The organism is Mycetocola sp. (genome assembly GCF_046716805.1).
Classification (GTDB): Bacteria; Actinomycetota; Actinomycetes; order Actinomycetales; family Microbacteriaceae; genus Mycetocola_A.
Genome location: NZ_JBKJWH010000146.1, coordinates 15,820 through 41,071 on the forward strand (window position 1 = coordinate 15,820; position 25,252 = coordinate 41,071).

25 protein-coding genes and 1 pseudogene are annotated in these 25,252 nt (G+C 65.5%); 9 read left to right on the plus strand and 17 right to left on the minus strand.

Annotated elements, in window-relative coordinates; genetic code table 11:
- Positions 1 to 2: 2 nt before the first annotated feature.
- Both ACLQ62_RS11555 and ACLQ62_RS11560 read right to left on the minus strand, forming a co-directional pair.
- The gene (locus ACLQ62_RS11555; RefSeq protein WP_411721781.1) at positions 3 to 1,022 is read right to left on the minus strand and encodes an SPFH domain-containing protein; all 1,020 of its coding nucleotides are present in this window, start codon (positions 1,020 to 1,022) and stop codon (positions 3 to 5) included.
- The gene (locus tag ACLQ62_RS11560) at positions 1,023 to 1,490 is read right to left on the minus strand and encodes an NfeD family protein (protein ID WP_411721782.1); all 468 of its coding nucleotides are present in this window, start codon (positions 1,488 to 1,490) and stop codon (positions 1,023 to 1,025) included. It abuts the gene before it with no gap.
- 144 nt (positions 1,491 to 1,634) lie between these two features.
- Between ACLQ62_RS11560 and ACLQ62_RS11565 the strand changes: the two genes are divergently transcribed.
- Entirely contained in the window at positions 1,635 to 2,399 is a 765-nt protein-coding gene (locus ACLQ62_RS11565; protein WP_411721783.1) for an SDR family oxidoreductase, read from the plus strand.
- A 123-nt stretch (positions 2,400 to 2,522) separates the two neighbouring features.
- Positions 2,523 to 4,913 (plus strand): ATP-binding cassette domain-containing protein, encoded by a 2,391-nt coding sequence (locus tag ACLQ62_RS11570; RefSeq protein WP_411721784.1) that lies wholly within the window; start codon positions 2,523 to 2,525, stop codon positions 4,911 to 4,913.
- A gap of 573 nt (positions 4,914 to 5,486) precedes the next feature.
- Here ACLQ62_RS11570 and ACLQ62_RS11575 read toward each other — a convergent pair.
- The 6 genes from ACLQ62_RS11575 to trpD form a co-directional block, all read right to left on the minus strand.
- Entirely contained in the window at positions 5,487 to 5,822 is a 336-nt protein-coding gene (locus tag ACLQ62_RS11575; RefSeq protein ID WP_411721785.1) for a 4a-hydroxytetrahydrobiopterin dehydratase, read from the minus strand.
- Entirely contained in the window at positions 5,819 to 6,142 is a 324-nt protein-coding gene (locus tag ACLQ62_RS11580; RefSeq protein WP_411721786.1) for a hypothetical protein, read from the minus strand. The genes ACLQ62_RS11575 and ACLQ62_RS11580 overlap by 4 nt, the downstream gene beginning before the upstream one ends.
- 69 nt (positions 6,143 to 6,211) lie before the next feature.
- A complete protein-coding gene (gene dhaM, locus ACLQ62_RS11585) occupies positions 6,212 to 6,895 on the minus strand; it encodes a dihydroxyacetone kinase phosphoryl donor subunit DhaM (protein WP_411721787.1) in 684 nt (227 codons plus the stop codon).
- Complete coding sequence (gene dhaL, locus ACLQ62_RS11590; RefSeq protein ID WP_411721788.1) at positions 6,892 to 7,539, minus strand: dihydroxyacetone kinase subunit DhaL; 648 nt, start codon at positions 7,537 to 7,539, stop codon at positions 6,892 to 6,894. The genes dhaM and dhaL overlap by 4 nt, the downstream gene beginning before the upstream one ends.
- A gap of 30 nt (positions 7,540 to 7,569) precedes the next feature.
- Positions 7,570 to 8,568: a dihydroxyacetone kinase subunit DhaK gene (gene dhaK, locus ACLQ62_RS11595; RefSeq protein WP_411721789.1), complete on the minus strand. Its 999-nt coding sequence runs from the start codon at positions 8,566 to 8,568 to the stop codon at positions 7,570 to 7,572.
- A gap of 93 nt (positions 8,569 to 8,661) precedes the next feature.
- Positions 8,662 to 9,729 carry an anthranilate phosphoribosyltransferase gene (gene trpD / locus ACLQ62_RS11600; protein WP_411721790.1) on the minus strand — a complete coding sequence of 356 codons (1,068 nt, stop codon included), beginning with the start codon at positions 9,727 to 9,729 and terminating at the stop codon, positions 8,662 to 8,664.
- Positions 9,730 to 9,832: 103 nt separating this feature from the next.
- Here trpD and ACLQ62_RS11605 point away from each other — a divergent pair, with 103 nt between their 5' ends.
- The 5 genes from ACLQ62_RS11605 to ACLQ62_RS11625 all read left to right on the plus strand — a co-directional run bounded on the left by ACLQ62_RS11605 (position 9,833) and on the right by ACLQ62_RS11625 (position 14,979).
- Positions 9,833 to 10,501, plus strand: a complete 669-nt coding sequence (locus ACLQ62_RS11605) for a heme-copper oxidase subunit III (protein WP_411721791.1) — start codon at positions 9,833 to 9,835, stop codon at positions 10,499 to 10,501.
- 20 nt (positions 10,502 to 10,521) lie between these two features.
- Complete coding sequence (locus ACLQ62_RS11610) at positions 10,522 to 11,337, plus strand: c-type cytochrome (RefSeq protein ID WP_411721792.1); 816 nt, start codon at positions 10,522 to 10,524, stop codon at positions 11,335 to 11,337.
- A 43-nt stretch (positions 11,338 to 11,380) separates the two neighbouring features.
- On the plus strand, positions 11,381 to 12,463 hold the full coding sequence (locus ACLQ62_RS11615) for a Rieske 2Fe-2S domain-containing protein (protein ID WP_411721793.1): 1,083 nt from the start codon (positions 11,381 to 11,383) through the stop codon (positions 12,461 to 12,463).
- Positions 12,460 to 14,097: a cytochrome b gene (locus ACLQ62_RS11620; RefSeq protein WP_411721794.1), complete on the plus strand. Its 1,638-nt coding sequence runs from the start codon at positions 12,460 to 12,462 to the stop codon at positions 14,095 to 14,097. The genes ACLQ62_RS11615 and ACLQ62_RS11620 overlap by 4 nt, the downstream gene beginning before the upstream one ends.
- 93 nt (positions 14,098 to 14,190) lie before the next feature.
- Positions 14,191 to 14,979, plus strand: a complete 789-nt coding sequence (locus ACLQ62_RS11625; protein WP_411721795.1) for a methyltransferase domain-containing protein — start codon at positions 14,191 to 14,193, stop codon at positions 14,977 to 14,979.
- A gap of 294 nt (positions 14,980 to 15,273) precedes the next feature.
- Here ACLQ62_RS11625 and ACLQ62_RS11630 read toward each other — a convergent pair whose 3' ends face one another.
- The 5 genes from ACLQ62_RS11630 to ACLQ62_RS11650 all read right to left on the minus strand — a co-directional run bounded on the left by ACLQ62_RS11630 (position 15,274) and on the right by ACLQ62_RS11650 (position 20,404).
- Positions 15,274 to 15,696 carry a cytochrome c oxidase subunit 4 gene (locus ACLQ62_RS11630; protein WP_411721796.1) on the minus strand — a complete coding sequence of 141 codons (423 nt, stop codon included), beginning with the start codon at positions 15,694 to 15,696 and terminating at the stop codon, positions 15,274 to 15,276.
- On the minus strand, positions 15,696 to 17,426 hold the full coding sequence (gene ctaD / locus ACLQ62_RS11635; protein WP_411721797.1) for a cytochrome c oxidase subunit I: 1,731 nt from the start codon (positions 17,424 to 17,426) through the stop codon (positions 15,696 to 15,698). Before ctaD ends, ACLQ62_RS11630 begins: the two co-directional genes overlap by 1 nt.
- Before the next feature lie 2 nt (positions 17,427 to 17,428).
- On the minus strand, positions 17,429 to 18,334 hold the full coding sequence (gene coxB / locus ACLQ62_RS11640; RefSeq protein WP_411721798.1) for a cytochrome c oxidase subunit II: 906 nt from the start codon (positions 18,332 to 18,334) through the stop codon (positions 17,429 to 17,431).
- A gap of 184 nt (positions 18,335 to 18,518) precedes the next feature.
- Positions 18,519 to 18,878, minus strand: a complete 360-nt coding sequence (gene erpA, locus ACLQ62_RS11645; RefSeq protein ID WP_411721799.1) for an iron-sulfur cluster insertion protein ErpA — start codon at positions 18,876 to 18,878, stop codon at positions 18,519 to 18,521.
- Between the two features lie 107 nt (positions 18,879 to 18,985).
- Entirely contained in the window at positions 18,986 to 20,404 is a 1,419-nt protein-coding gene (locus ACLQ62_RS11650) for a dipeptidase (RefSeq protein ID WP_411721800.1), read from the minus strand.
- 39 nt (positions 20,405 to 20,443) lie between these two features.
- Between ACLQ62_RS11650 and ACLQ62_RS11655 the strand changes: the two genes are divergently transcribed.
- Positions 20,444 to 21,028, plus strand: coding sequence for a DUF3043 domain-containing protein (locus tag ACLQ62_RS11655; protein WP_411721801.1), 585 nt, complete (start codon positions 20,444 to 20,446; stop codon positions 21,026 to 21,028).
- A gap of 24 nt (positions 21,029 to 21,052) precedes the next feature.
- Here the strand turns inward: ACLQ62_RS11655 and ACLQ62_RS11660 are convergent, their stop codons facing one another.
- The 3 genes from ACLQ62_RS11660 to hisD all read right to left on the minus strand — a co-directional run bounded on the left by ACLQ62_RS11660 (position 21,053) and on the right by hisD (position 24,117).
- Positions 21,053 to 22,087 carry a quinone-dependent dihydroorotate dehydrogenase gene (locus ACLQ62_RS11660; RefSeq protein WP_411721802.1) on the minus strand — a complete coding sequence of 345 codons (1,035 nt, stop codon included), beginning with the start codon at positions 22,085 to 22,087 and terminating at the stop codon, positions 21,053 to 21,055.
- A 29-nt stretch (positions 22,088 to 22,116) separates the two neighbouring features.
- Complete coding sequence (gene nrdR / locus ACLQ62_RS11665) at positions 22,117 to 22,611, minus strand: transcriptional regulator NrdR (RefSeq protein ID WP_411721803.1); 495 nt, start codon at positions 22,609 to 22,611, stop codon at positions 22,117 to 22,119.
- Between the two features lie 195 nt (positions 22,612 to 22,806).
- Positions 22,807 to 24,117: a histidinol dehydrogenase gene (gene hisD, locus ACLQ62_RS11670; RefSeq protein ID WP_411721804.1), complete on the minus strand. Its 1,311-nt coding sequence runs from the start codon at positions 24,115 to 24,117 to the stop codon at positions 22,807 to 22,809.
- A 98-nt stretch (positions 24,118 to 24,215) separates the two neighbouring features.
- Between hisD and ACLQ62_RS11675 the strand changes: the two genes are divergently transcribed.
- Entirely contained in the window at positions 24,216 to 24,710 is a 495-nt protein-coding gene (locus tag ACLQ62_RS11675; protein WP_411721805.1) for a flavin reductase family protein, read from the plus strand.
- 2 nt (positions 24,711 to 24,712) lie between these two features.
- Here the strand turns inward: ACLQ62_RS11675 and ACLQ62_RS11680 are convergent.
- A pseudogene (locus ACLQ62_RS11680) lies at positions 24,713 to 25,252 on the minus strand (hypothetical protein); the annotation flags it as partial.

Consider the following 25,252-nt stretch of genomic DNA (forward strand, 5'->3'; position numbering starts at 1 on the left):
ATTTACTCGGAGGCCGGCGGGAGCGGAGAAGCCGGGGGAGTGGAGGTCGGGGGAGTGTCTGGCGGGAAGATGCTCGACGGCACATCGGGGGTCGGTGCCGACGGGGAGTACGGGCGATCGTCACCTTTCCCAGGCACGAACGCCTTTCCCAGTCCCTTGAGCGCCTCGGTCAGTTCGGAGGGGATGATCCACAACTTGTTCGCCGAACCGTCCGCGAGTTTCGGAAGCGTCTGCAGGTACTGGTACGCCAGCAGCTTCGGGTCAGGGTCGCCACGGTGGATGGCGTCGAAGACTATGGTGATCGCCTGAGCTTCACCTTGTGCCCGCAGCACGGCAGCCTTCGCGTCACCTTCGGCGCTGAGGATGGCCGCCTGTCGAGCACCCTCGGCGGTGAGGATCGCCGACTGCTTGGTTCCCTCGGCGGTGAGGATCAGGGCACGACGATCCCGCTCGGCACGCATCTGCTTCTCCATGGAGTCCTGGATGGAGAGGGGCGGGTCGATTGCCTTGAGCTCCACCCGGCCGACCCGGATGCCCCATTTACCAGTCGCCTCGTCGAGGACGACGCGCAACTGACCGTTGATGTTGTCGCGGCTGGTGAGGGCTTCCTCGAGGTTCAGGCCACCGACGACGTTACGCAGTGTCGTGGTGGTGAGTTGCTCGACCGCGCCGAGATAGTTGGCGATCTCGTAGGTCGCGGCGCGGGCATCCGTCACCTGGAAGTAGACGACCGTGTCGATCGACACGACGAGGTTGTCTTCGGTGATGACCGGCTGCGGCGGGAACGAAACCACCTGTTCGCGCATGTCGATCAGGGGACGCACCCGGTCGATGAACGGCACCAGGATGTTCAGGCCCGGCTGGAGAGTCTTGTGGTAGCGGCCCAGCCGCTCGACAACACCAGCGGTCGCCTGGGGGATGATCCGGATGGCGCGGAACAGCACCACGAGGATGAAGATGAGGACGACGACGCCGATGATCCACGCCACCACCGTCCCGATGAGTTCGGTTGGGTTCTCCATTTAGGGATTCCTCTCGTGAGGCACGACGACGGCGGTCGCGCCCTGGATGGCGAGCACCCGGACGGAGGTGCCGGGTTCGAGGCTGGTCGCGGGGGAGTCGAGGGGGACCGTCGCCGTCCACAGTTCACCGTTCGCTAGCTTGACCTGGCCGCCGTGGTTTGAAACGGTCTGGACCACCTGCCCACGGGCACCGAGCAGGGCGTCGACGTTGCTTTTTGCCGGGTCCTCGCCCTTGCGGAGGGCACGCAGCAATGAGGGGCGGACAACGAGGAGAAGAAGAACGGATGCCGCCGCTCCGATGAGCAGCTGCCCCCACCACGGCACACCGAGAACCCCGGACAGGAGACCGATGCCGCTGCCGATGGCGAGCATCAGAAAAGTGAACTCGAGGCTCAGCATTTCGATGGTGATGAAAAGGAGGATGAGGACCAGCCAGATCACCCATGAATACTGCACGATCCAGTCCATACCGCACCCTTCCGGCCGCTGACGCTGAGGCCCATCCTGGTTGAAACCTATCAGCTGGGCGCAGGCGGCCGGGGAGTTTTTGGTAGTGTCGGATGCTGGGATTGCAGCCGTCGGCGCACTCCACCGTCGCCTAAGGAGTTCACCGTGTCCAACCCCCTCGCCCCCGGTTCTCTCACGGGCAAGAACGTTCTCGTCACCGGATCGTCACGGGGGATCGGCGCCGACACGGTCCGGTATTTCGCGGAGGCCGGCGCGAACGTCGTCATCAACTTCCGGAACAAGGAATCCCGTGCGGTGAAACTCGCCGACCAGCTGCGTGTCCACGGCGGAACGGCGCTCACCGTCGGCGCAGACCTGACCGACCCCGCATCCGTCCAGGTGATGTTCGACCGCGTCGCCGAGCAGTACGGTCACCTCGACATCCTGGTCCTGAACGCCTCAGGTGGCATGGAGAGCGGGATGGCCGCCGATTACGCCATGCAGCTCAACCGTGACGCCCAGCTCAATGTGCTCGACGCCGCCCTGCCGCTGCTCGGCGCCGGATCACGCGTCGTCTTCGTGACCAGCCACCAGGCGCACTTCATCCGAACCACGCCGACGATGCCCGAGTACGAGCCTGTTGCCCGGTCGAAGCGAGCGGGCGAGGACGCGCTTCGCGCCCGCATCCCGGAACTCGCTGAGAAGGGCGTCGGTTTCGTCGTGGTCTCCGGTGACATGATCGAGGGCACCATCACGGCGACTCTGCTCGAGCGGGCGAACCCGGGCGCGATCAGCGCGCGCAAGGATGCCGCAGGCAAGCTGTACAACGTTGGCGAGTTCGCCGCCGAAGTTGCTGCGGCAGCGGTCGAGCCGATCCCTGCGGAGAACACTCGCTACGTCGGCGATACGACAGACTTCGGCGGCAAGTAGCCGCTGGGTACGCACCCTGGGCGGAGCATCCGTCGATCCGGTGACAGGTGAAGCCGTCGGTGGCAGAGGGTAAACTGCCCTCCGTCGACGCGACCGCTCTCGAAGCCGACGGATGGAGTCAGGATGAGCACGATCACGACAACAGACACGCAATCGCCTGCATCCCACGTTGCAGACAACCATGATCGGATCCGGGTGCAGGGTGCCCGGGTGAACAACCTCAAGGACATCAGTCTCGAGATACCGAAGCGTCGGCTGACCGTGTTCACCGGCGTCTCCGGATCCGGAAAGAGTTCGCTCGTGTTCGGAACGATCGCCGCGGAATCCCAGCGGATGATCAACGAGACCTACAGCGCCTTCCTGCAGGGCTTCATGCCCTCGCTGGCGCGGCCGGACGTCGATGTGCTCGAAGGGCTGACGACGGCGATCATCGTCGACCAGGAACGGATGGGCGCCAACTCCCGCTCGACGGTGGGCACCGCAACCGACGTCAACGCGATGCTCCGCATCATCTTCAGCCGCCTCGGCCAGCCCCATGTCGGCGCGCCGCAGGCATTCTCGTTCAACGTCGCTTCGATCAGCGGGGCGGGCGCCGTCACCGTCGAGCGTGGAGGGAAGACCACCAAGGAGCGGCGCAGCTTCGAGATCACCGGGGGGATGTGCCCGCGCTGCGAAGGCATGGGCACCGTGAACGACATCGACCTCACCCAGCTCTACGACGACTCCAAGTCACTGGCCGACGGCGCGATAACCATCCCGGGCTACACAGCGGACGGCTGGGGAGTGAAGATTTTCACCGGTTCGGGTTTCTTCGATCCCAACAAGCCGATCCGTGACTACTCCAAGAAGGAACTCCACGATTTCCTCTACCGCGACCCGGTCAAGGTGAAAGTCGCGGAGATCAACATGACGTACGAGGGCCTCATTCCGAAAGTTCAGAAGTCGTTCCTCTCCAAGGACCGCGAGGCCATGCAGCCGCACATCCGGGCCTTCGTGGACCGCGCCGTCACCTTCACGACCTGCCCGGACTGCGACGGCACCCGTCTGAACGAGGGCGCCAGGTCGTCACGGGTCGCCGGGCTCAACATCGCCGACGCCTGCGCAATGCAGATCAGCGACCTGGCCGGCTGGGTCCGCACCCTCGACGAGCCGTCGGTGGCACCGCTGCTCGTCGCCCTGCAAGACACCCTCGACTCCTTCGTCGAGATCGGTCTGGGCTATCTGTCGCTCGACCGACCCGCCGGCACTCTCTCCGGCGGCGAAGCGCAGCGCACCAAGATGATCCGCCACCTGGGTTCATCGCTCACCGACGTCACCTATGTCTTCGATGAGCCGACCATCGGGCTGCACCCGCACGACATCGAGCGGATGAACAAGCTGCTGCTGCAGCTGCGCGACAAGGGCAATACGGTTCTCGTCGTGGAGCACAAGCCTGAGATGATCTCCGTCGCCGACCATATCGTCGACCTCGGCCCCGGTGCCGGCACGGCGGGCGGGACGATCTGCTTCGAGGGCTCACTGGACGAGCTGCGGTCAAGCGACACCCTCACCGGCCGGCACCTCCACGACCGGGTCTCTCTGAAGGACGGTGTGCGGACGCCGACCGGTGCGCTCGAGATCCGCGGCGCGACGGAACACAACCTGCAGGACGTCGATGTGGACATCCCGCTCGGCGTGCTCGTGGTCATCACCGGTGTCGCCGGTTCGGGGAAAAGTTCGCTCGTGCACGGATCCATGCCATCCGGTGCTGGTGTGGTGTCGATCGACCAGGGAGCGATTCGAGGCTCGCGGCGCAGCAACCCAGCCACGTACACCGGAATGCTCGAGCCGATCCGCAGGGCTTTCGCGAAGGCTAACGGAGTGAAGCCTGCCCTGTTCAGTTCCAACTCCGAAGGTGCGTGCCCGGTTTGCAACGGCGCCGGCGTGATCTACACCGACCTCGGTGTGATGGCCACCGTCGAATCGCCGTGCGAGGTGTGCGAGGGAAAACGGTTCCAGGCGGAAGTCCTCGAGTACAAGCTCGGTGGCCGCGACATCAGTGAAGTCCTCGCGATGTCGGTGACCGAGGCGGAGGACTTCTTCGGCACCGGGGAGGCTCGGACCCCCGCCGCACACGCCATCCTCGACCGGCTGGCCGACGTCGGACTCGGCTACCTCAGCCTTGGCCAGCCGCTCACCACGCTGTCCGGTGGCGAAAGGCAGCGGCTCAAGCTGGCCACCCAGATGGGCGAGAAGGGCGGCGTCTACATCCTTGACGAGCCCACCACCGGCCTGCACCTCGCCGATGTCGAAAACCTGCTGGGCTTGCTCGACCGCCTCGTCGACTCGGGCAAGTCGGTTATCGTCGTCGAGCACCACCAGGCGGTCATGGCGCACGCCGACTGGATCATCGACCTGGGACCTGGTGCCGGCCACGACGGCGGCCGCGTCGTGTTCGAAGGCACGCCAGCCGACCTCGTTGCAGCGAGCTCGAGCCTCACCGGGAAACACCTGGCGGCATACGTCGGCAGGTAAGGGGCGCTCGTTGCCCATATTATGTCAAGTAATAGTGGAGGGGCACGGCAGGACAGGGGCGGTGCCACGCCATGCCGAACCGGGTCCCTGGTCGGTGCGCCCGTTTAGCCCTCTGCGTTTGGGCACGTCACGGGGCACGTCCAGTGTGCGCAGATCGACCCATGCGAGACGGAAAAAGTCGTTTTGCGCACAGTGAACGTTCTTCACGCAGAATGCTGACGGAGGCTCGACGGATGCCGTGCATCCGTCGAGAACAGCACAGACGTCGGTCGAGTTGCGGGTGTCGCAATGCTGCCGTCGTACCCCTCCGAGCGCGCATGAGAAGAGGCGCAGCCCGGCACATCCGCTGTCTTGTTTCGCGACCGGACTTGTGCCGATAATGCACATTATGTCAACAAAGTGATCTGGGCCTGCTTGATACTGCCGGGGCCGCTCCCCGCCCGCCTCATGAGCGGTCCACGCGAAAGCACCCGTTGCGGACGCATTCACGCGGCGCGCCGGGTGGATCGGTCCGGAGTGCGTGAATTCGTGAGCCGCTTCGTCGACGCCTCGCGGCGCAAGTCCGTTGGTCCGTCAGTCGTCTTCCGGCTCGCCTCCAGCCGGGTCGGGCTCAATCCCGAGCGCGGCGGCGGCGCGGGTGATCAACCTCGCCAGCTCGAGGTCCCGGGCGGTTACGCCCCCGGCGTCGTGCGATGTGAGCGAGAACGTCACCGAGCCCCAGCCCAGGGTGACGTCCGGGTGGTGGTTCATCGTCTCCGCGATTTCGGCGACGTCCGCGACGAGCCGGGCGCCCGTCGCGAAGTCCGGTGTGCGAAAGGCAGCCGTGAGGGATCCACTGGCGTGACGGAAGCCGCTCCCCCGCAATTTCTCCGACGTTTCGGACGGCGACAGCGTCGGCGGCCGCGTCATCGAGGATTCTTCGCGGTCCGCCGCGGGCCGCGCAATGGCATCCCGAACTCATCCAGCGGCGAATGGTTCGGGTGCTCGAGATTGTGATCGATCGGCGCGGGGCACTCGAGGATGGCGTTGCGAGCCGAGTGGTCGATGGTGTGCTCCCCCATCGGATGCCCGCATACCGGGCACGCGGGACCGGCACCGTCACCGTCGGCATCTTCGTTGCCGGAGCTGATCGGCGGAGGGCCGAAGACCGGCATGAGTTTTCGGTCGATCCACGCGGCCGAGCGAATCAATCGGCCGTCCGTGATCTCCGTCTTCTTTGATCGGACCATGCCGCCATGGTAGCGCCGATTTGACGAAAGGGCACGGAACTGATATGTCGTCGTAACCGCGTTGCCGGTTCAATCCTCGCCGAAGCCGGACGCCACCAGGTCGGCGAGGGCATCGACGGCCGCGTTGCCGTTCGGGTCCTGGGTCGAGATTTCTGCATCTCGGCCGCGCACGAGGCCAAGAGCCATGATTGCGAGCAAGCTCTTGGCATCCTTCCCGTTGACGGTCACCCGTGATGGAAACGTGCTGGCGAGCTTGACGAAATCTGCCGCGGGCCTGGCGTGCAGTCCGTCGCGGTTCACAACGGTGACGACTCGCGTGTAGCCGGCGGTTCCGGCAGCCGACGCCTCCTGAACGGCAGGCTGGCTCACGCTCGGCCCGACCGCCGTTCTCGCCGCGGCGGCAACCGCATCCCGGTTCTCGCCTGTTTGCGCAGCCACAGCCGCAGCAACCCCGCCTTCGACAAGAGGGGCGTCGACGAGGAGGACACGGGATCGCTGCTCATCGTCAAGGAAGTCGAGTGCCGTCTCTGCGGTAAGAATCGCAGACCCGAGGTCGCACAGAAGAACCACTCCGTTCCCGGTATCCGCCTCCCCGATCGCCGCCAGAACCCGGTCAAAGCTCGTGCCGATCCCGCCGTCGTCGGTACCGCCGGCGGCGACGAGGGTCACCTCGGGCGCCATCTGCCGGGCGAGATCGACGAGACCTTCGGCGATACGTGCACTGTGCGACACGAAGACGAGGCCAACCGTCATGCTGCGGCCGCTCGTGCCGCGACGTCGGCGGCAGCACGCAACAGGAGCAACGTCGACTGGGCCCCTGGATCCCGGTGGCCGATGGCCCGCTCCCCCAGGTAGCTTGCCCGCCCCTTTCGTGCGACGAGCGGCTCGGTCGCCTGTGCTCCGGCAGCCGCGGCGTCGGCCGCAGCCTGCAGGATCTGGGATTCGCTCGCCCCGCCGGCAAGTGCTGCGTCAGCAGCATCGACCGCGGGGGTCCAGGCGTCGATCATCGTCTTGTCGCCGACTTCGGCCTTGCCGCGCAGGACGATCCCGTCCCTGGCCGCACGCAGCAGGCTGGTGACGGCGGGTCCGTCAAGCTCTGCGAAACCTGCGACAGCTCCTGCAGCCTTGAGGTAGGCGGTCCCGTACAGCGGGCCGGATGCGCCGCCGACGGTCGAGATGAGGGTCGTTGCGACGAGCTTGAGCACATCAGCAGGGAGGGCATCACCGGCGACGTCGCCGAGTTTGGTGAGTACCGCAGAGAACCCGCGGTCCATGTTCTCGCCGTGGTCGCCGTCACCGATCTCCCGATCGAGCGTGATGAGCTCCACCCGGTTCTCCGCGATGACGGCCGCGCTCGCCCTCACCCAATCGAGAACCCAATCGGTGCCCAGGCTCATCTGATGTCCTCTCGTCGTGCGGTCATGGTTTCAGCGGCCCCAGCGGAGAGCGGCGGTCTGGACTGGCGCGTCCCACAATTCGGTCAACTCGTCGTCGAGCCTGAGCACGGACAACGACATGCCCTGCATCTCGAGGGAAGTCGTGAAGTTGCCCACGAGAGAGCGGGTGATCTCGATACCCCGCTCGGCAAGCACCTGTGCTGCGCGCCGGTAGACGATGTACAGCTCGATCTGTGGAGTCCCGCCCATTCCGTTGACCAGCAGCAGCACCTTGTCGCCCGAGGCAAACGGGATGTCGTCGAGGATCGGTCCGAGCATGCGGTCGACGATCGCGTCGGACGGCTCAAGCTTGATCTTCTCGCGGCCTGGCTCACCGTGGATTCCGATTCCGATCTCGATCTCGTCGTCCTCGAGGACGAAGCTCGGTTCACCCGCGTGCGGGACGACGCACGGGGTGAGGGCGACGCCCATCGACCGCACCTGACCGATCACCTTTTCGGCCACCGCGGTGACCTCGTCGAGCGAATCACCGCGCTGGGCGGCGGCGCCGGCTATCTTCTCAACGAGCACGGTACCGGCCACTCCCCTGCGCCCGGCGGTGTACAGCGAATCCTGCACAGCGACATCGTCGTTCACGATCACGCTCCGCACTTCGATCCCGTCGGCGGCGGCCAGATCGGCAGCGGTTTCGAAGTTGAGGACATCCCCGGTGTAGTTCTTGACGATGTGCAGCACACCTCGACCGCCGTCGACCGCCGCGGTCGCAGCAACGATCGGGTCCGGGGTCGGTGAGGTGAAGACGGCGCCGGGAACAGCGGCGTCGAGCATCCCGAATCCCACGAACCCGCCGTGGAGGGGCTCGTGTCCGCTCCCGCCGCCCGAGATGATGCCGACTTTATCGGAAGGGGCATCCGCTCGAACAAGAAAGGTCGGATCGGTGGACGCCCGGACGATGTCCGCATGCGCCGAGGCGAATCCCTCGACAGATTCGGCGACGACATTCTTCGGGTCGTTGATGAGCTTCTTCATTGAATTCTCCTGCTATTCGCGAACCGGAACCTGCCGCCTGCTGGGGGCAGCCTGCACTCAACCTAGCGGCAGCGTCGCCGGCGCGTAAGGGGTTCAGGAAGCCGACGCCCGCCCCTGCGTTGCCCGTACCCACTCGTCCAACTTCGCCGCAGCCCGGCCGGAATCGATCGACGCGCGGGCGACCTCCAACTGCGCCTGGAAGCGCTCGAGGATGCTGACCTGCATCTGGGACGGATCCTCGGCGAGGCGATACGCGACGAGCCCCGCAGCGGCATTCAGCAGGACGATGTCCCTCACCGGCCCCTGCTCCCCCGCCAGCACCCGGCGGACGACGTCGGCGTTGTGCCTGGGGTCCCCGCCGATGAGGTCGCCCATCTTCGACCGGGCGATGCCCAGGTCACGCGGGTCCAGGTCGTGCTCGGTCACGGAACCACGGCTGATCTCCCAGATGTGGGAGTGCCCCGTCGTGGTGAGCTCGTCCAGCCCGTCATCGCCGCGGAAGACGAGAGCGGTTGCCCCGCGGGTCTGGAAGACGCCGACGAACAACGGCACCCGGTCGAGCTGGGCGACGCCAACGGCTGAGGCCTCCGGCCGTGCCGGGTTGCAGAGCGGGCCGAGGTAGTTGAACACTGTCGGCACCCCGAGGTCGGCGCGCACCGGCGCCGCGTGCCGGAATCCCGGGTGGAATGCGGAGGCGAACGCGAAGGTGATGCCGGTCTCGGTGAGCGCGGATGCCACCGACTCCGGTGACAGCGTCAAGTCGATTCCCAGCTCGGACAGGACGTCACTGGCTCCTGAGGTCGAGCTCACCGCCTTGTTCCCGTGCTTGATAACGGGAACTCCGCTGGCGGCGACAACGAGGCAGGCCATGGTGGAGATGTTCACGGTGCCGAACCGGTCCCCCCCGGTCCCGACGATATCGAGTGCCATCGAATCCACCGGCAGCGTCACGGATTTCTCGAGGATCGCATCCCGGAATCCGACGATCTCGTTGACCGACTCCCCCTTCGCCCGGAGGGCGATCAGAAACCCGGCGATCTGCGCCGGCGAGGCTTCGCCGCTGATGACCTGCTCCATCGCCCACGTCGCCTCGGCGACGCTGAGATCGTCCCCCTCGAGGAGCGTGGTGAGGACATAAGGCCAGCTAGGAGAATCAGACATGACTCACATGGTATCGACCGAGCGCAGTGCGGGGAATTCACGGCGGATTCGCGGGCACTTCTGAGGGTCACCTAACCAACAAGACTTGCCGCGGGGGCTGGGAATGGGGAAATCCCGCTGGGATATCGGCCATAATGGAGAGGTGACGAGCACTTCATTGAACTATGCGGCGAGAGCCCCGAAGATCAACAGGCCAAACACTGTCGCTGTGGGCACCATCGTGTGGCTCGGCAGTGAGGTCATGTTCTTCGCGGGACTATTCGCGATCTATTTCACCCTCCGGTCAGTAGCACCGGACCTCTGGGCAAGCGAGACCGCTCTGTTGAACGTTCCGTTCTCCACGGTCAACACCATCATCCTGGTGGCCTCGTCGTTCACCTGCCAGTTCGGGGTGTTCGCCGCTGAGCGGATGCAGCCCCGGTCGGTGGGTTGGAAGCCCTCTCAGTGGGGCATGGTCGAGTGGTTCTTCCTCACCTACGCGCTCGGAGCGATCTTCGTCGCCGGCCAGATCTTCGAGTACGCGACGCTCGTGAGCGAGGGTGTCTCGCTGTCGTCCAACGCGTACGGTTCCGCGTTCTACTTCACCACCGGTTTTCACGGTCTGCACGTCACCGGAGGGCTCATCGCTTTCCTTCTGGTGATCGGTCGCGCATATGCCGTCAAGTCGTTCGGCCACAAGGAAGCGACGAGCGCCATCGTCGTCTCCTACTACTGGCACTTCGTTGATGTCGTCTGGATCGGCCTCTTCTTCGTCATCTACGTACTTCAATAGCAACCGGAGACAGCACAGCAATGCCCAGGACAACATCCCCTTCGGCCGCCAAGAGCCGGAAATCGGGTCGCCGCGGCCCACTCGCCACGATCTCGCTTCTCGCCGTCGGACTTCTCTTCACGGGCGGCGCCTACGCCGCTTTCTCGACGAGCACCGCCAGCGCAGAGACCCCAGCGGCCGTCAGCGCCGCGAGCGTCGAGGACGGCAAGAAGCTTTTCCAGGCGAACTGCGCCTCGTGCCACGGCCTTGCGCTCGAAGGCACCGAGAACGCCCCCAGCCTGATCGGCGTCGGCGCGGCCGCCGTCGACTTCCAGGTCGGCACCGGCCGGATGCCGATGCAGGCACACGGCCCGCAGGCTCCGGACAAGCCCGTCCAGTTCACGGAGGACCAGATTCAGTCCCTGGCGCAGTACGTCGCCTCGACCTCCCCCGGCCCCGCCATCCCTGACGAGTCCCTGCTCGACGGCGAGGGTGATGTCGCCAACGGCGCAGAACTTTTCCGCATCAACTGCGCCATGTGCCACAACGTCGCCGGAGCCGGTGGCGCTCTCACCGAGGGCAAATGGGCTCCAGGACTGTCGGGCGTCGAGCCTGCGCACATCTACGAGGCCATGGTCACCGGGCCGCAGAACATGCCCGTCTTCAACGACACGAACCTCACGCCCGAAGACAAGCGGGATGTCATCTCGGCACTCAAGTTCATGGAAGAGAACCCCTCCCCCGGCGGAAACCAGCTCGGTTCGCTCGGCCCGGTAGCGGAGGGTCTCTTCCTCTGGATCTTCGGTCTCGGCAGCATCGTCGCGATCACCGTGTGGATCACGGCACGGTCGAACTAGGTACGAGGCTTTAGAACAATGCGCAGAATTATGAAGGAGCAACATGGCACAGGACGGTAACAGCGGCACAGACATCGCCGCTGCCGACTCGTCGAACACCGGCCACGGCACAGAACACGCCGTCGGTACGGCAGTTGTGGCCAGGGACGCGGTTCAAAACCCGGGATTCCCCCCTCACCGGCACCGGGTCACCGACCTGGACCCGAAAAAGGAGAAGAACGCTGAGCGTACGGTTTACACGCTCTTCTACCTCTCCATCGTCGGCAGTGTGTGGGCCATCGCGGCGTACATGGCGTTCCCGATCGTTCCGGAGGACATCGAGTCCGTCCGCATCAACAACCTGCTCATCGGCCTCGGCCTTGCGCTCGCGTTGCTGGCTCTGGGCATCGGAGCCGTGCACTGGGGCAAAGCTCTCATGCACGACGAAGAGGGCATCGACCTGCGGCACCCTGTGCGAGGCACTGAGGACACTCGCGCCCGCGCCGTCGAGATCTTCGACGAGGCCAACCAGGAGTCCGGTTTCGGTCGTCGTTCGCTGATCCGCAACAGCCTCATCGGTGCGCTCATCGCCTTCCCGCTCCCGGCCGTCGTCCTGTTCCGCGGGCTCGCCCCCGAGGGCCAGAACCCTGTCGACCTGCTCAAGCACACGATGTGGGAAGCCGGCGACAAGCTCGCCCGTGACCCGTCCGGGTTGCCGATCAAGGCATCCGACGTCACCATCGGCTCCGTCTTCCACGTCATCCCCGAAAAGCTGGCCGGCGTCGGACACTCAGAGGGTTACCTCGAGGAGAAGGCGAAGGCCATCGTCCTGCTCATGCGGCTCAAGCCTGAAGACCTCGTCGAGGACGAGGACAAAAAGGATTGGTCCTACGACGGAATCGTCGCATACTCGAAGGTGTGCACCCACGTCGGATGCCCCGTGGCGTTGTACGAGCAGCAGACCCACCACCTGCTCTGCCCGTGCCACCAGTCGCAGTTCGATGTCACCAACCACTGCGCCGTGATCTTCGGACCCGCGGCACGTCCCCTTCCGCAGCTTCCGATCGCGATCGATGATGAGGGCTACCTCATCGCCCAGAGCGACTTCCGCGAACCTGTGGGCCCGAGTTTCTGGGAGCGTCATTGAACACCGTCACGGCCCCGGCCGCACCAAAGCCAGCCACCCCGGTTGCACCGGCCAAGAAGTCCGGTGGCTTCACGGCAGCCGCGTCGAACTACATTGACGAGCGGACGAGCATCTCGACCGCCGTCAAGGAACTCGGCCGCAAGATCTTCCCCGACCACTGGTCGTTCCTGCTCGGTGAGGTGGCGCTGTACAGCTTCATCATCATCCTGCTCTCGGGAACGTTCCTGACGTTCTTCTTCCAGGCGTCGATGGCCGAAGTCCACTACGAAGGCTCCTACGTTCCGCTCAAGGGCATCGAGATGTCCGCGGCCATGGCATCAACCATGGACATCTCCTTCGACATCCGTGGCGGCCTTCTCATGCGTCAGGTTCACCACTGGGCAGCGCTGCTGTTCGTGGCGTCGATCGGCCTGCACATGCTGCGCATCTTCTTCACCGGTGCTTTCCGCAAGCCGCGTGAGCTGAACTGGGTCATCGGGTTCATCCTCTTCATCCTCGCCATGGCTGAAGGATTCACCGGTTACTCGCTGCCTGACGACCTGCTCTCCGGGAACGGTCTCCGCATCATCGACGGCATGGTCAAGGGCATCCCGCTCATCGGAACCTGGACATCGTTCCTGTTGTTCGGCGGCGAGTTCCCCGGCACCGACATCGTCGGCCGCCTGTACTCGCTGCACATCCTGCTGCTTCCGGCGATCATCCTCGTGCTCATCGCCCTGCACCTGCTCTTCGTCGTCGTGCACAAGCACACCCAGTACTCCGGTCCGGGGCGCACGCAGCAGAACGTCGTCGGCTACCCGATCCTCCCGGTGTACGCAGCGAAGGCCGGTGGATTCTTCTTCATCGTCTTCGGTGTCGTCATGCTTATCGCTTCGCTGTTCACGATCAACCCGATTTGGAACTACGGCCCGTACGACCCGTCTCCGGTGTCCGCTGGCACGCAGCCTGACTGGTACATCGGATTCGCGGACGGTATCCTCCGGCTCGCTCCGTCGAACTGGGACATCGTGCTCTTCGACCACACCTTCTCGTTCGGGATCCTGATCCCGCTCGCCGTGGTCGGACTGTTCATCATGCTCGTGCTGTTCTACCCGTTCATCGAGGCGTGGATCACCGGCGATAAGCGTGAGCACCACATCCTCGACCGTCCTCGCAACGCAGCCACCCGCACCGCGATCGGCGCCGCCGGGGTCACCTTCTACGCAGTGCTCTGGGCAGCAGCGAGCTCCGACATCATCGCGACTCACTTCAAGCTCACGATGGAAGGTGTCATCCACACCCTCCAGGTGTTGCTGTTCCTCGGACCGGTAATCGCCTATTTCATCGCCAAGCGGACCTGCCTGGCGCTGCAGAAGAAGGACCGCTCGATCGCCCTCCACGGCTACGAGTCGGGACGTATCGTCCGGCTCCCCGGTGGCGAGTACATCGAGGTTCACGAGCCCGTCGATGACTTCGAACGCTGGAAGCTCGTCAGCCACGAGTCCTACCAGCCGCTGATGATCCGCCCGGATTCGCGCGGACGCATCACCGTGGCCCAGCGCGCACGCGCCGGTCTCTCACGGTGGTTCTTCGAAGACCGTATCGACCCGATCACCCGGGCCGAGATCGAGTCCTCTCACAGCAACCATCACTAGGACGACCTTCGACACGATCGGGCAGCGTTGACCCTCCACCGTTTGGCAGGAGGGCTTCGCTGCCCGTTCTGTTTCTCCGCCGGATCCGGATCCGTGCCGCTCTCCCCCGCCGGTGCGCTCATCCTCGGCTGTGAGAACGGGCACCGGGTCGACGTGAACAAACGCGGCTACGTGTCGCTGCTGCCTCCCCGGACCCGTGTGGTCGGTGACAGCGCGGAGATGCTGGCCGCCCGGGCCCGTTTCTTTGACACCGCCGCCTACCGGCCCATCGCCGAGGCTGTCGCCCAGGCCAGCGCCGAGGCCGTGGCCCGGCCGGGGTCGCGGGTCGCGGAGATCGGTTGCGGCACCGGATACTATCTGGACGCCGCCAGTGCCGCCGTGCAGGCCGAGGACGTGCTCGCCGCCGACCTGTCCCCCGCTGCCGTGCGTACCGCCGTCGCCACCGTTCCAGGCGCGGTTGGAGTGGTGCTCGATGTCTGGCAGCCGCTGCCGCTCGCTGACGCGTCACGGGATCTGCTGCTGAGCGTCTTCGCTCCGAGGAACCTGCCCGAGTTCGCCCGGGTGCTCGACGCCGACGGATGCCTTGTGGCCGTCGTTCCCACCGGGAACCACCTCCGTGAGGCACGTGCCGCCGGCCTCGCCCTCGACGTGCCTGAGGGAAAGGCGGATGACCTGGTGCGCGCCGCGGCACCCTGGTTCGACGACGTGTCGCGCACGGACGTCGAGTTCACGATGACTCTCGACGACGGAGCACTCGACCTCCTGCTCGGGATGGGACCGTCGGCACACCACGTTCTCGGCGCTGAAGGCAGCAGCCGTCCGGCTGCTCCCCGCGTGGTCACGGCATCCGTCACCGTTCTGACGCTTCGCCGACGGACCTGAGCTCTCCGCAACCACCCCGACGTAACGACCCCGTCGAAACCGTGGCGGCGACACGAGCCGAGGCGCGCAATTCCGGTCGCGCGCTCCGCCCTTGCTGTCCGCTCAACCGGAGATTCTGGCCCGGCTGCACGCCCAACAGGAGAAACGGGCATATCTCGGCGGCAGCATCCTGTTGAGCGTCCCACGCTCAGCCGGCCTGCTGGTTGGCGCCCCGCTCACAGCCGCATGGAGACACGACTCCACGAAAAACGGCCAGGCGCTTCAGCGCCTGGCCGTTTCCTTGTGAGACGTGTCTCAGTGGGCGTGGTAGCCCCGGTAGTACTCGTACGTCCAGCCGATCACGGCGACCAGCAGGAGCGGCGCTGCGATGAACGAGATCCAGAATCCGGCCGACAGTCCGAGCATCATGAGCGCTCCTCCACCAGCGAGGATGATGGGCCACCAGCTCCACGGCGCGAAGTGCCCGAGTTCCGGGTCGCCATCGTCGATGTTTGAGCTGAGAATGTCCTCCGGCAGCTCCCCACCCTGGTGGCGGTGCACCCGGTTGAGGTAGAAACCCAGGAAGAGGGCAAGCAGGGTGGACAGAGTCAACGCCGTCGTTCCAGCCCACTCGATGGTGCCGTGGTTTACATCGTTGAGGCCCCAGACGATGTACGTCACGTCGACGATCGCGAAGAAGACCGCGAGGATCCAGAAGAGATTGACGTTAGCCTTCATTACTTCACTGCACCTTCCGCGCGGTCGTACGTGGGAGCATCCGGGGCGTCCTTCGCCGGGCCGATGCCGACGGGGATGCCGGCCTCGGGGTGGTTCAGGTCGAAGGCCGGGCGCTCGGAACGAATGCGCGGAATCGACGTGAAGTTGTGGCGAGGCGGCGGGCAGGATGTGGCCCACTCGAGCGACCCGCCGTAACCCCACGGGTCGTTGACGGTGACCTTCGGCGCCTTGCGCGCGGTGATGTAGACGTTCAGGAAGAACGGCAACATCGACAGCGCGAGGATCATCGAGCCGACCGTTGAGAGCTGGTTCATCCAGGTGAACCCGTCCTCGGGTGAGTAGGTCGCGTACCGACGTGGCATGCCGACCACACCGAGCCAGTGCTGGATGAGGAACGTCGTGTGGAAGCCGATGAACAGCAACCAGAAGTGCCAATAGCCGAGCTTCTCGTTGAGCATCTTGCCGGTCCACTTAGGCCACCAGAAGTAGAACCCACTGAACATCGCGAACACGACGGTTCCGAACACCACGTAGTGGAAGTGCGCGACGACGAAGTAGGTGTCTGACACGTGGAAGTCGAGCGGCGGCGACGCCAGGATCACACCGGTGAGTCCACCGAAGGTGAAGGTGATCAGGAACCCGATCGCCCAGAGCATCGGTGTCTCGAAAGTCACCGATCCCCGCCACATCGTGCCGACCCAGTTGAAGATCTTCACACCCGTTGGAACGGCGATGAGCATGGTCATCAGGGCGAAGAACGGCAGCAGAACCGAGCCGGTCACGTACATGTGGTGTGCCCACACCGTGACGGACAGTGCCGCGATTGCGATCGTCGCGTAGACCAGTGTCTTGTATCCGAAGATCGGCTTGCGGCTGAAGACCGGGAAGACCTCACTCACGATGCCGAAGAACGGCAGCGCGATGATGTACACCTCGGGGTGGCCGAAGAACCAAAACAAGTGCTGCCAGAGAATCACTCCGCCGTTTTCGGCGTCGAAGATATGGGCACCGAACACCCTGTCTGCGCCGAGGGCGAAAAGAGCCGCGGCGAGTACCGGGAAGGCCATCAGGATGAGGAGCGACGTGACAAGCGTGTTCCAGGTGAAAATCGGCATCCGGAACATCGTCATGCCTGGGGCACGCATCGTGATGATCGTCGTGATGAAGTTCACGCCACCGAGAATGGTTCCGAACCCGGAGATCGCGAGACCGAGGACCCAGAGGTTGCCGCCGATACCCGGAGTGAACGTCGTGCTCGACAGCGGCGCATAGGCGAACCAGCCGAAGGATGCCGCACCCTGCGGGGTGAGGAACCCGCCGACCGCGAGCAGGCTGCCGAACAGGAACAGCCAGAACGCGAACGCGTTGAGCCGCGGGAACGCGACGTCAGGGGCACCGATCTGCAGCGGCATGAGCGCGTTCGCAAATCCGGCGAAAAGCGGTGTCGCGAACATCAGCAGCATGATGGTGCCGTGCATGGTGAACAGCTGGTTGTACTGTTCCTTCGTCTCGAGCAGGTTGAGGCCCGGTTCGAACAGTTGCGCACGGATGATCAACGCCATCACGCCACCGATGAGGAAGAAGAGGAACGAGGCGATCAGGTACATGTACCCGATCGTCTTGTGGTCGGTGGAGGTGATCCAGCTGACGAGGACGTTGCCCTTGCGCTCAACCGTGTTCTTATTGAGAACCCGGGCCTGCCCAGCAGGAATCTCGAGTGTCGTAGCCATGGCTAGTTACCTTCTTCCTCGGAGCGCTCGACGGCATCCGTCCCCGGCAGGTTGGTGTTACGGGAGAAGTCCTCGTCGAAGTCGCCGATCTGCCCCTTGTCGGCAAGCGACTGCAGGTAGTCGTCGTATTCGGCCTGTGAGACGACCTCGACGTTGAACAGCATCAACGAGTGGTATTCGCCACAGAGCTCTGCACACTTTCCTGCGTACGTTCCCTCACGTTCGGGCGAGAACGACATGTAGTTGGTCTTGCCCGGGAACATGTCCTTCTTGTAGAGGAAGTCGATGACCCAGAACGAGTGGATGACGTCGCGCGATTCGAGCGCAATGGTGACGTCCGCGCCGACCGGCAGATAGAGCGTCGGGAGCTTCTTCTGGTCGATGGTGCCGGATGCGGCGCCTTCTTCCTGCTCAGCCTGGACGCCGGCGGACCAGACGTCTTCGCCGTCGACGGCTCCTTCGTAGATGAAGTCCCAGGCCCACTGTTTTGCGAAGACCGAGATCTCCACGTCGGGGTCCTCATACTGCGTCTCGATCGCGGCCTGGTCCCGTGCCGTGAAAGCGAAGAAGCCGAGCACGAGGATCAGCGGCACGATCGTGTAGAAAATCTCGATCGGCATGTTGTAACGCATCTGGACGGGAAGGCCGGTCTGGCCCTTCCTGCGGCGGTAGACCACGATGGCCCAGATAATGAGCCCCCACGTGAGTAGACCCACGAGAAGGAGGACGATCCACGAGGTGACCCACAGACCGGCTACCCGCTCGGTGTGGTTAGTGACGGGCGGTTCGCCCTCCACAAAACCTGGAAGATAGCCGTGTAGTTCGGCCTGGGTACAGCCGGCCAGAACCACGGCAAGCGTGATGGCAACCGGTATAGCAGCCCATCGGAGTCGACGATTCGAGCGCACCTGGGACCTTTCGATGACAGTGTTATTTCAGCTCTCAGTCTAGCCCGATACCGCGCCCGGCTCTGGACCATTTCCGGCTGGTGAGGCGGATTCCGGGGGCTCGGCCGGGGTGAAGCCGGGCTTAAACAGTGCAGGGGACGCACCGTTCCCGGCGCGTCCCCTGCACAAAAAACTGTATATCCGCCTAGTGGAAGCTGTCTCCACAGGCGCAGCTACCGCCGGCGTTGGGGTTGTCGATGGTGAAACCCTGCTTCTGAATGGTGTCTTCGAAGTCGATCGAGGCACCATCGAGGTACGGCACGCTCATCTTGTCGACGATGACCTCGACCCCGTTGAAATCGACTGTCGCGTCGCCGTCGAGAACGCGCTCGTCGAAGTACAGCTGGTAGATGAGCCCGGAGCATCCGCCTGGCTGGACTGCAACGCGCAACCGGAGGTCGTTCCGGCCTTCCTGCTCGAGCAGGCTCTTCACCTTGGCTGCTGCCGTGTCGCTCAGCCCGACTCCGTGAGCGGGCGGGGCGGATGTCAGCGTCGTGTCGCTCATGACTCTCCTTGGTAGGTCGTGCTCGCAGGTATTGCGAATTCCGGATTCATTCTACGCACCTCAACCGGGCGGGGCCTGAAGGAATTCCCGGTGCGACAAATGCCGCGTCAGCGTGCTTTCGCGTTGAGACGGCCGAGCAGCAGCGCCTCGGCGAGAATCGAGCGATGGAACACACCGAGGTGCAGTGATTCGTTCGGGCTGTGCGCTCGCGAGTGAGGGTCTTCCACACCGGTGACGAGGATCTCGGCGTCGGGGAATTCGCGCACGAGATCGGCGATGAACGGGATGGACCCGCCGATGCCGAGCTCGACCGGCTCCACTCCCCAGGCATCCGCCATCGCACGTTTCGCCTCGCCGACCGCGTACCCGCTCGTGTCGACGAGGAACGGGTCGCCGAGGTCGACGTCGTCGATCTCGATCGCCGCCCCGAACGGAGCGTGTGCGCGGAGGTGACGTTCGATTGCATCGGCGGCATCCCTGGCGCTTTGGCCGGGGGCGACACGAGCGCTGATCTTGACGGATACGGACGGCGACAGGGTGTTCGACGCGTTTGCGACGGTCGGGGCGTCGATGCCGGTGACGGTGATGGATGGCTGCGACCAGATCCGGCTGAGGATGGACCCCGTGCCGATCGCCTGCGTTTCCGGCAGCAGTCCGGCTTCAGCGCGGAGCTGCTCTTCTGAGTATTCCGGTGTCTCCCCCTCGTGCCGGGTCAGACCGTCGACGGCGACCGAGCCGGCGTCGTCCCAGAGAGTAGCGAGCAGGCGGATGCCGGCGAGCATTGCATCAGGGACGGCTCCCCCGAACATGCCGGAGTGCGAGGCGTGCGCGAGGGTGCGGATCTTCAGGCGGAAGGTGACATTGCCGCGCAGCGCGATGGTCAGCGCCGGGGTCTTCTCGTCCCAGTTGTTCGAATCGGCGACGATGATGGCATCCGCGGTGAGGGCGTCGCGGTTTTGGGACAGGAAGTTGGCGAACGAGCGGGAACCGAACTCCTCCTCCCCCTCGATGAAGAGTGCGAGGCCGAGGTCGAGGTCGTCGCCGAGGGTCTCGGTGAGCGCACGGACCGAAGCGATGTGGGCCATCACCCCTGCCTTGTCGTCTGCTGCGCCGCGCCCGTAGATGCGGTCTCCGCGCACCGTCGGTTCGAAGGGCTTCGATTCCCAGTCTTCGTCCTTGCCGGGAGGCTGGACGTCGTGGTGGGCGTACAGCATGACGGTCGGCCGCCCGTTCCTGGCGCGGCGGGTGGCGAGCACAGCCGGCTGGCCGAGTTCGGTGCTGTTTCCGATCGGTGCCTGCAGGATTTGGACGCTGTCGAACACCCCTGTCCCCTCGGCCAGCGCGGCAACCGCCTCGGCGCTCCGGCGCACATGCGTCGGGTCGAAGGCCGCCCACGAGACGCTCGGGATGCGCACCAGTCGCGCCAGGTCGGCGATGGTCGATGGGAGCCCGGTCGCGACCGCCTCGCGGATCGCTCCGTCGGTGGCCGGCGAAACCGGAGGGACGTGCTCGGTGGTATCGGTCATGCAGGTAATCTTAAGAGATATCCAGCGCAAGGACTCATCGTGACCAAGCACACCCCAGACTCGTCTTCCGAGCCCGTGACCGAAACCGCCCAGGAGTCGGCCGCCCGTCTCGCCGGTAAGGGACGCCCAACGCCGACCAGGAAAGAACGGGAAGCGCTCAACAAGCGCCCCCTGGTGCCCGGTGACCGCAAGGAAGCGGCGAAGGCTGCCAAGGCCAAGTTGGTTGAGTCCCGCGAGAAGGCACGACTCGGTCTCGCCGCAGGCGAGGAACGCTACCTCCCGGTTCGCGACCGTGGCGTGCAGAAGCGCTTCGTTCGCGACTTCGTGGACTCCCGATTCAATATCGGTGAGTTCCTCATCCCGGTCATGTTCCTCGTGATCATTCTCACCCTGTTCCCGCCGGTGGTTCAGGTCTACGCCATGCTTCTGCTCTGGGCCTTCTTCGGCATCGCCGTGCTCGACGCGATCTGGCTCGGCATTTCGGTGAAGAAGAAGCTCGCCGCCAAATACGGAGAGACCTCGGTCGAGCGCGGTGTGAAATGGTACGCCGCCATGCGCGCGTTCCAGATGCGCGTGCTCCGGCTGCCGAAGCCGCAGGTCAAGCGCGGACAGCGCCCCGCCTGACGCGTTACTGCCGGGCGTTCACCTTCAGGACGCTGACGCCCGGCGACTGAGTTCCCGGTTGACCTGCCGCGCCCACATCGGGCCGCGGTAGAGGAACGCCGTGTAGCCCTGCACGAGCGTCGCGCCGGCGGCGAGTCGCTCGGCGACGTCGTCGCCTGTCTCGACCCCGCCGACCGAGATGACGCAGAGGCTCGCCGGGACTGTGGCGCGGATGAGACGGAGCACCTCCAGGGATCGTGCCGCCAGAGGCGCGCCCGATAGCCCTCCCGCTCCGGCCGCCTCGACCACTGCGGGTGACGTCGAGAGCCCGGCCCTGGAGATGGTTGTGTTGGTGGCGATGATCCCATCGAGACCCACCTCGACAGCCAGTTCGGCGATCCGGCGGACTTCATCGTCGGTGAGGTCCGGCGCGATCTTCACGAGGAGCGGCGTGGCCCCTGCCGCCTGCTTGACGGCGGTCAGGAGCGGCTCGAGCCTGTCGAGTTCCTGCAGGCCGCGCAGCCCCGGCGTGTTCGGTGAGCTGACGTTGACCACGAGGTAGTCGGCGACCGGGGCGAGCAGTCTCGTGCTCGTGAGGTAGTCGGCGATGGCTGCGTCGACGCCGACGACGCGACTCTTGCCGATGTTGACGCCGAGCACCGGCCGCCCTGGAACGTTTCGCACGCGGGCCAGCCGGCGGGCAGCGGATGCCGCTCCCCCGTTGTTGAAGCCCATCCGGTTGATCACAGCGCGATCGGGAATGAGCCGAAACAGCCGCGGTTTCGGGTTCCCCGGCTGGGAATGAGCGGTCAGTGTCCCGACCTCGACGTGACCGAACCCGAGAGCGCCGAGCCCGATCACCGCGTGGCCGTCCTTGTCGAAGCCCGCGGCCACGCCGAACGGCGTGTCGAAGTGCAGGCCGAGGGTGTCGACGCTGAGATCGACGGCCGGTCGCGTGAACCGCCGGGCGACTCGCGCGAGCCCGACGGCGGGCAGGGCCCGGATCACGTCGAAGGCGAGGTGGTGGGCGCGTTCAGGATCGAGCCTGGACAGGACGGAGGTGAAGAGAATGCGATACATGCCTGTGCAAGGTTACCGTGACGCGGGTGTCACGCCTGCGCGGGCTCCGCTGTTGTCTCTTGTGCGGCATCCGTCGACCGGTGTTCGTTCCTGAGCAGGGTGATCGCGTCCTCGAAGTCCTCGAGGGAGTCGAACGCCTGGTAGACGCTGGCGAAGCGGAGGTAGGCGACCTCGTCCAGTTCACGCAGCGGCGTGAGGATGGCCAGCCCGATCTCGTTGGCGTCGATCTGGCTGGTCCCCGTCTGCCGAATGGACTCCTCGACCTTCTGCGCGAGGATCGCCAGGTCGGAGTCCGTCACCGGCCGGCCCTGGCACGCCTTGCGGACGCCTGAGACGACTTTCTCGCGGCTGAACGGCTCGACGACCCCGCTGCGCTTGATCACGTTGAGGCTCGCGGTCTCGGTCGTCGAGAAGCGACGCCCGCATTCCGGGCACTGCCGGCGCCGTCGGATGGACAGCCCGTCGTCGCTGGTACGGGAGTCGATGACACGGGAATCAGGGTGACGGCAGAACGGGCAATACATGGATCAAGACTAGTCGAGGGCACGCGGCAGCCGGGCTCTCCTCGGCGGCAGCGGGCGGGCATTCGGTGTGCTTCGCGTGGGCGTGTCGGGCCTGTCCCGCCCGCTCCCGCGCGGGCGTTTCGGGCAGGCGCGGGTGCTATTGCATCGGCGGGCGGCAACAGCACCCGCGCGACCGCACGGGTGAGCCGCACACTCTCAGCTGGCCGGGAACCGCGCGGTGATGGCGTCGCCGTGCGCGGGGAGCGCTTCGGCGCGCGACAGAGCGACCACCTGGGCTGCCACCTCGGAGAGCGTTGCACTGTCGTACTCGATGATCTGCTGGGGACGGAGGAACGTGTATGCGCCGAGTCCGGACGCGAACCGCGATTGGCCACCCGTTGGCAGGACGTGGTTGGAACCGGCGAGGTAATCGCCGAGGCTGACGGGCGAATGTGGCCCGAGGAAGATCGCGCCGGCGCTCGTGATCGTGCCGAGAACGGCCTCATTGTCCGAGGTCTGGATCTCGAGGTGCTCGGGACCATACGCGTTGCTGAACCGGGCGGCTTCGGCGAGGTCGTCGACGAGAACGATCGCCGACTGCGGTCCGCCGAGAGCTTCGGTCACGCGAGCGGAGTGCTCCGTCGTCGCCGCGAGCGTTCGCAGGTGCGAGACGACAGCATCCGCGAGCTCCGGCGAGTCCGTGACGAGCAGCGACGCCGCCGCTTCGTCGTGTTCCGCCTGGCTGACGAGATCCGCGGCGACGAATGCGGGGTCAGCCTCGCTGTCGGCGATCACGAGGATTTCGGTGGTTCCTGCTTCGGCGTCGATGCCCACCACACCACGGACGAGTCGTTTCGCAGCCGCGACGTAGATGTTCCCGGGGCCGGTGACCACGTCGACCGGGTCGAGGCCGAGCGACGGCACGCCGTAGGCAAGCGCGCCGATCGCGCTGGCACCGCCCATCGCGTAGATTTCGGTGATCCCGAGGAGCCCTGCGGCGGCGAGGATGGTGGGGTGCACCGCTCCCCCGTGCTCGCGTTGCGCCGGGGATGCGAGTGCGATGGATGCGACGCCGGCGACCTGGGCGGCGACGACGTTCATGACGACACTGGACGGGTACACGGCTTTGCCGCCGGGGACGTACAGTCCGACCCGGTCGACGGGCTGCCAGCGCTGCCGAACGGTGGCGCCGGGGGCGAGGGTTGTCGTCCGCGCGGCGGGCACCTGCGCGCTCGTCGCCGACCGCACACGGTCGATCGCTAATTCGAGGGCGTCGCGCACAGCCGGGTCGAGGGATTCGACCGCGGCGGCCACAGCGGCAGGTTCGACCCGGATTCTCACATCGTCCACACCGTCGAACTGCGCGGCGTGTCGCTGAAGAGCGCTTTCGCCGTCTGCCCTCACCTCATCGATCAACCGGCCGGCGGCGTCGGACGCCACCGAGACGTTCACGGTGGGTCGCGGGATGAGGGAGAGCAATTGCGCGCGGGTAGTGTGGATTCCGCGGAGGTCGAGAGTCTGGATCATAACGAATCCAGCATATCTGCCCAGCCCTGTCGGCTCCTCCCAGGCGGGCCGCTCGCCTGCCCTGACCTGCCGGCATCCGTTTGAAGAGAAAGCACACGATGAACCCGATGCAACCCGACCTCGACGCCTTCAAAGCGGCTTTCCGCCGCCATGCCGCTGGCGTCGCGGTGATCACGGCGCGGGACACGGCCGGAGTGCCTGTCGGGTTCACGGCGACGTCGCTCGCGTCGCTGGCGGCCGTTCCGCCGCTCGCCACCTTCAACATGGCGACAAGCGCGAGTTCGTGGCCCGCGATCGCCTCCACCGACAGGGTCGCCATCCACATGCTCGGAGCCCGGAATCGCCTGCTGGCTGAGATCATGAGCGGCGATCACGACGCCCGGTTTCTCGGCGACCACTGGCATGAGGGTGAGGACGGCCTGCCGATTCTCGACAGCGTGACCACCTGGATGACCGGCAGGATCATCGAACGGTTGTCGGTGCACAACAGCGCCGTGGTCGTGGTCCAGATCGAGGGCGGTGAGATCGGCCCGGACGACGAGCCGCTCATCTACCATGAGCGTCGCTACGTGCGTCCGGGCGACGTCGCCTGAGGTCAGCCCCTGGTGATGCCCTCGAGATTCTGGAGCACGCCGACTCTGCCGTCATCGTGGCGGAGAACGAGTTCTGAGCCTCGATCCATGATGGCGAGTGCCCATGCACTCGGACCGATCTCGAACACGGTCGCTCCGGAGACCTCGTCGACGACGGGGCGCGGTACCGGTGAGTACACCCAGAACGGCTGGGTGGAGAACACCGCGGTCGGCTGCTCGGAGACGGGCCCGGAGCTGTTCGATGCCGTCCCGGCAGCGGTGCGGGCCGAGACATGGCCCAGTGCCGACATCGGCGCCGGTTCGCCGTCGGTGGGTGCTCCGTCGTTTTCGTCGTCGCCCCGGTCCTCGTCGTCCGCGTGCTCGTCCCTGTACCCGGTGACGGGCTCGGCGGCGACGCCCTGCGGGTCGACGGCCGGCACCTCGGTGGCGACGAAACCGGGCGCGACGGCTTGCGATGGGTCGGCCGCATGCGTCGGCAGGGTTCGCGTGGCCCCGCCTGCGGCGACCTCCGCGGACGGCTGTTCGACCGCCTGGTGCTCAGC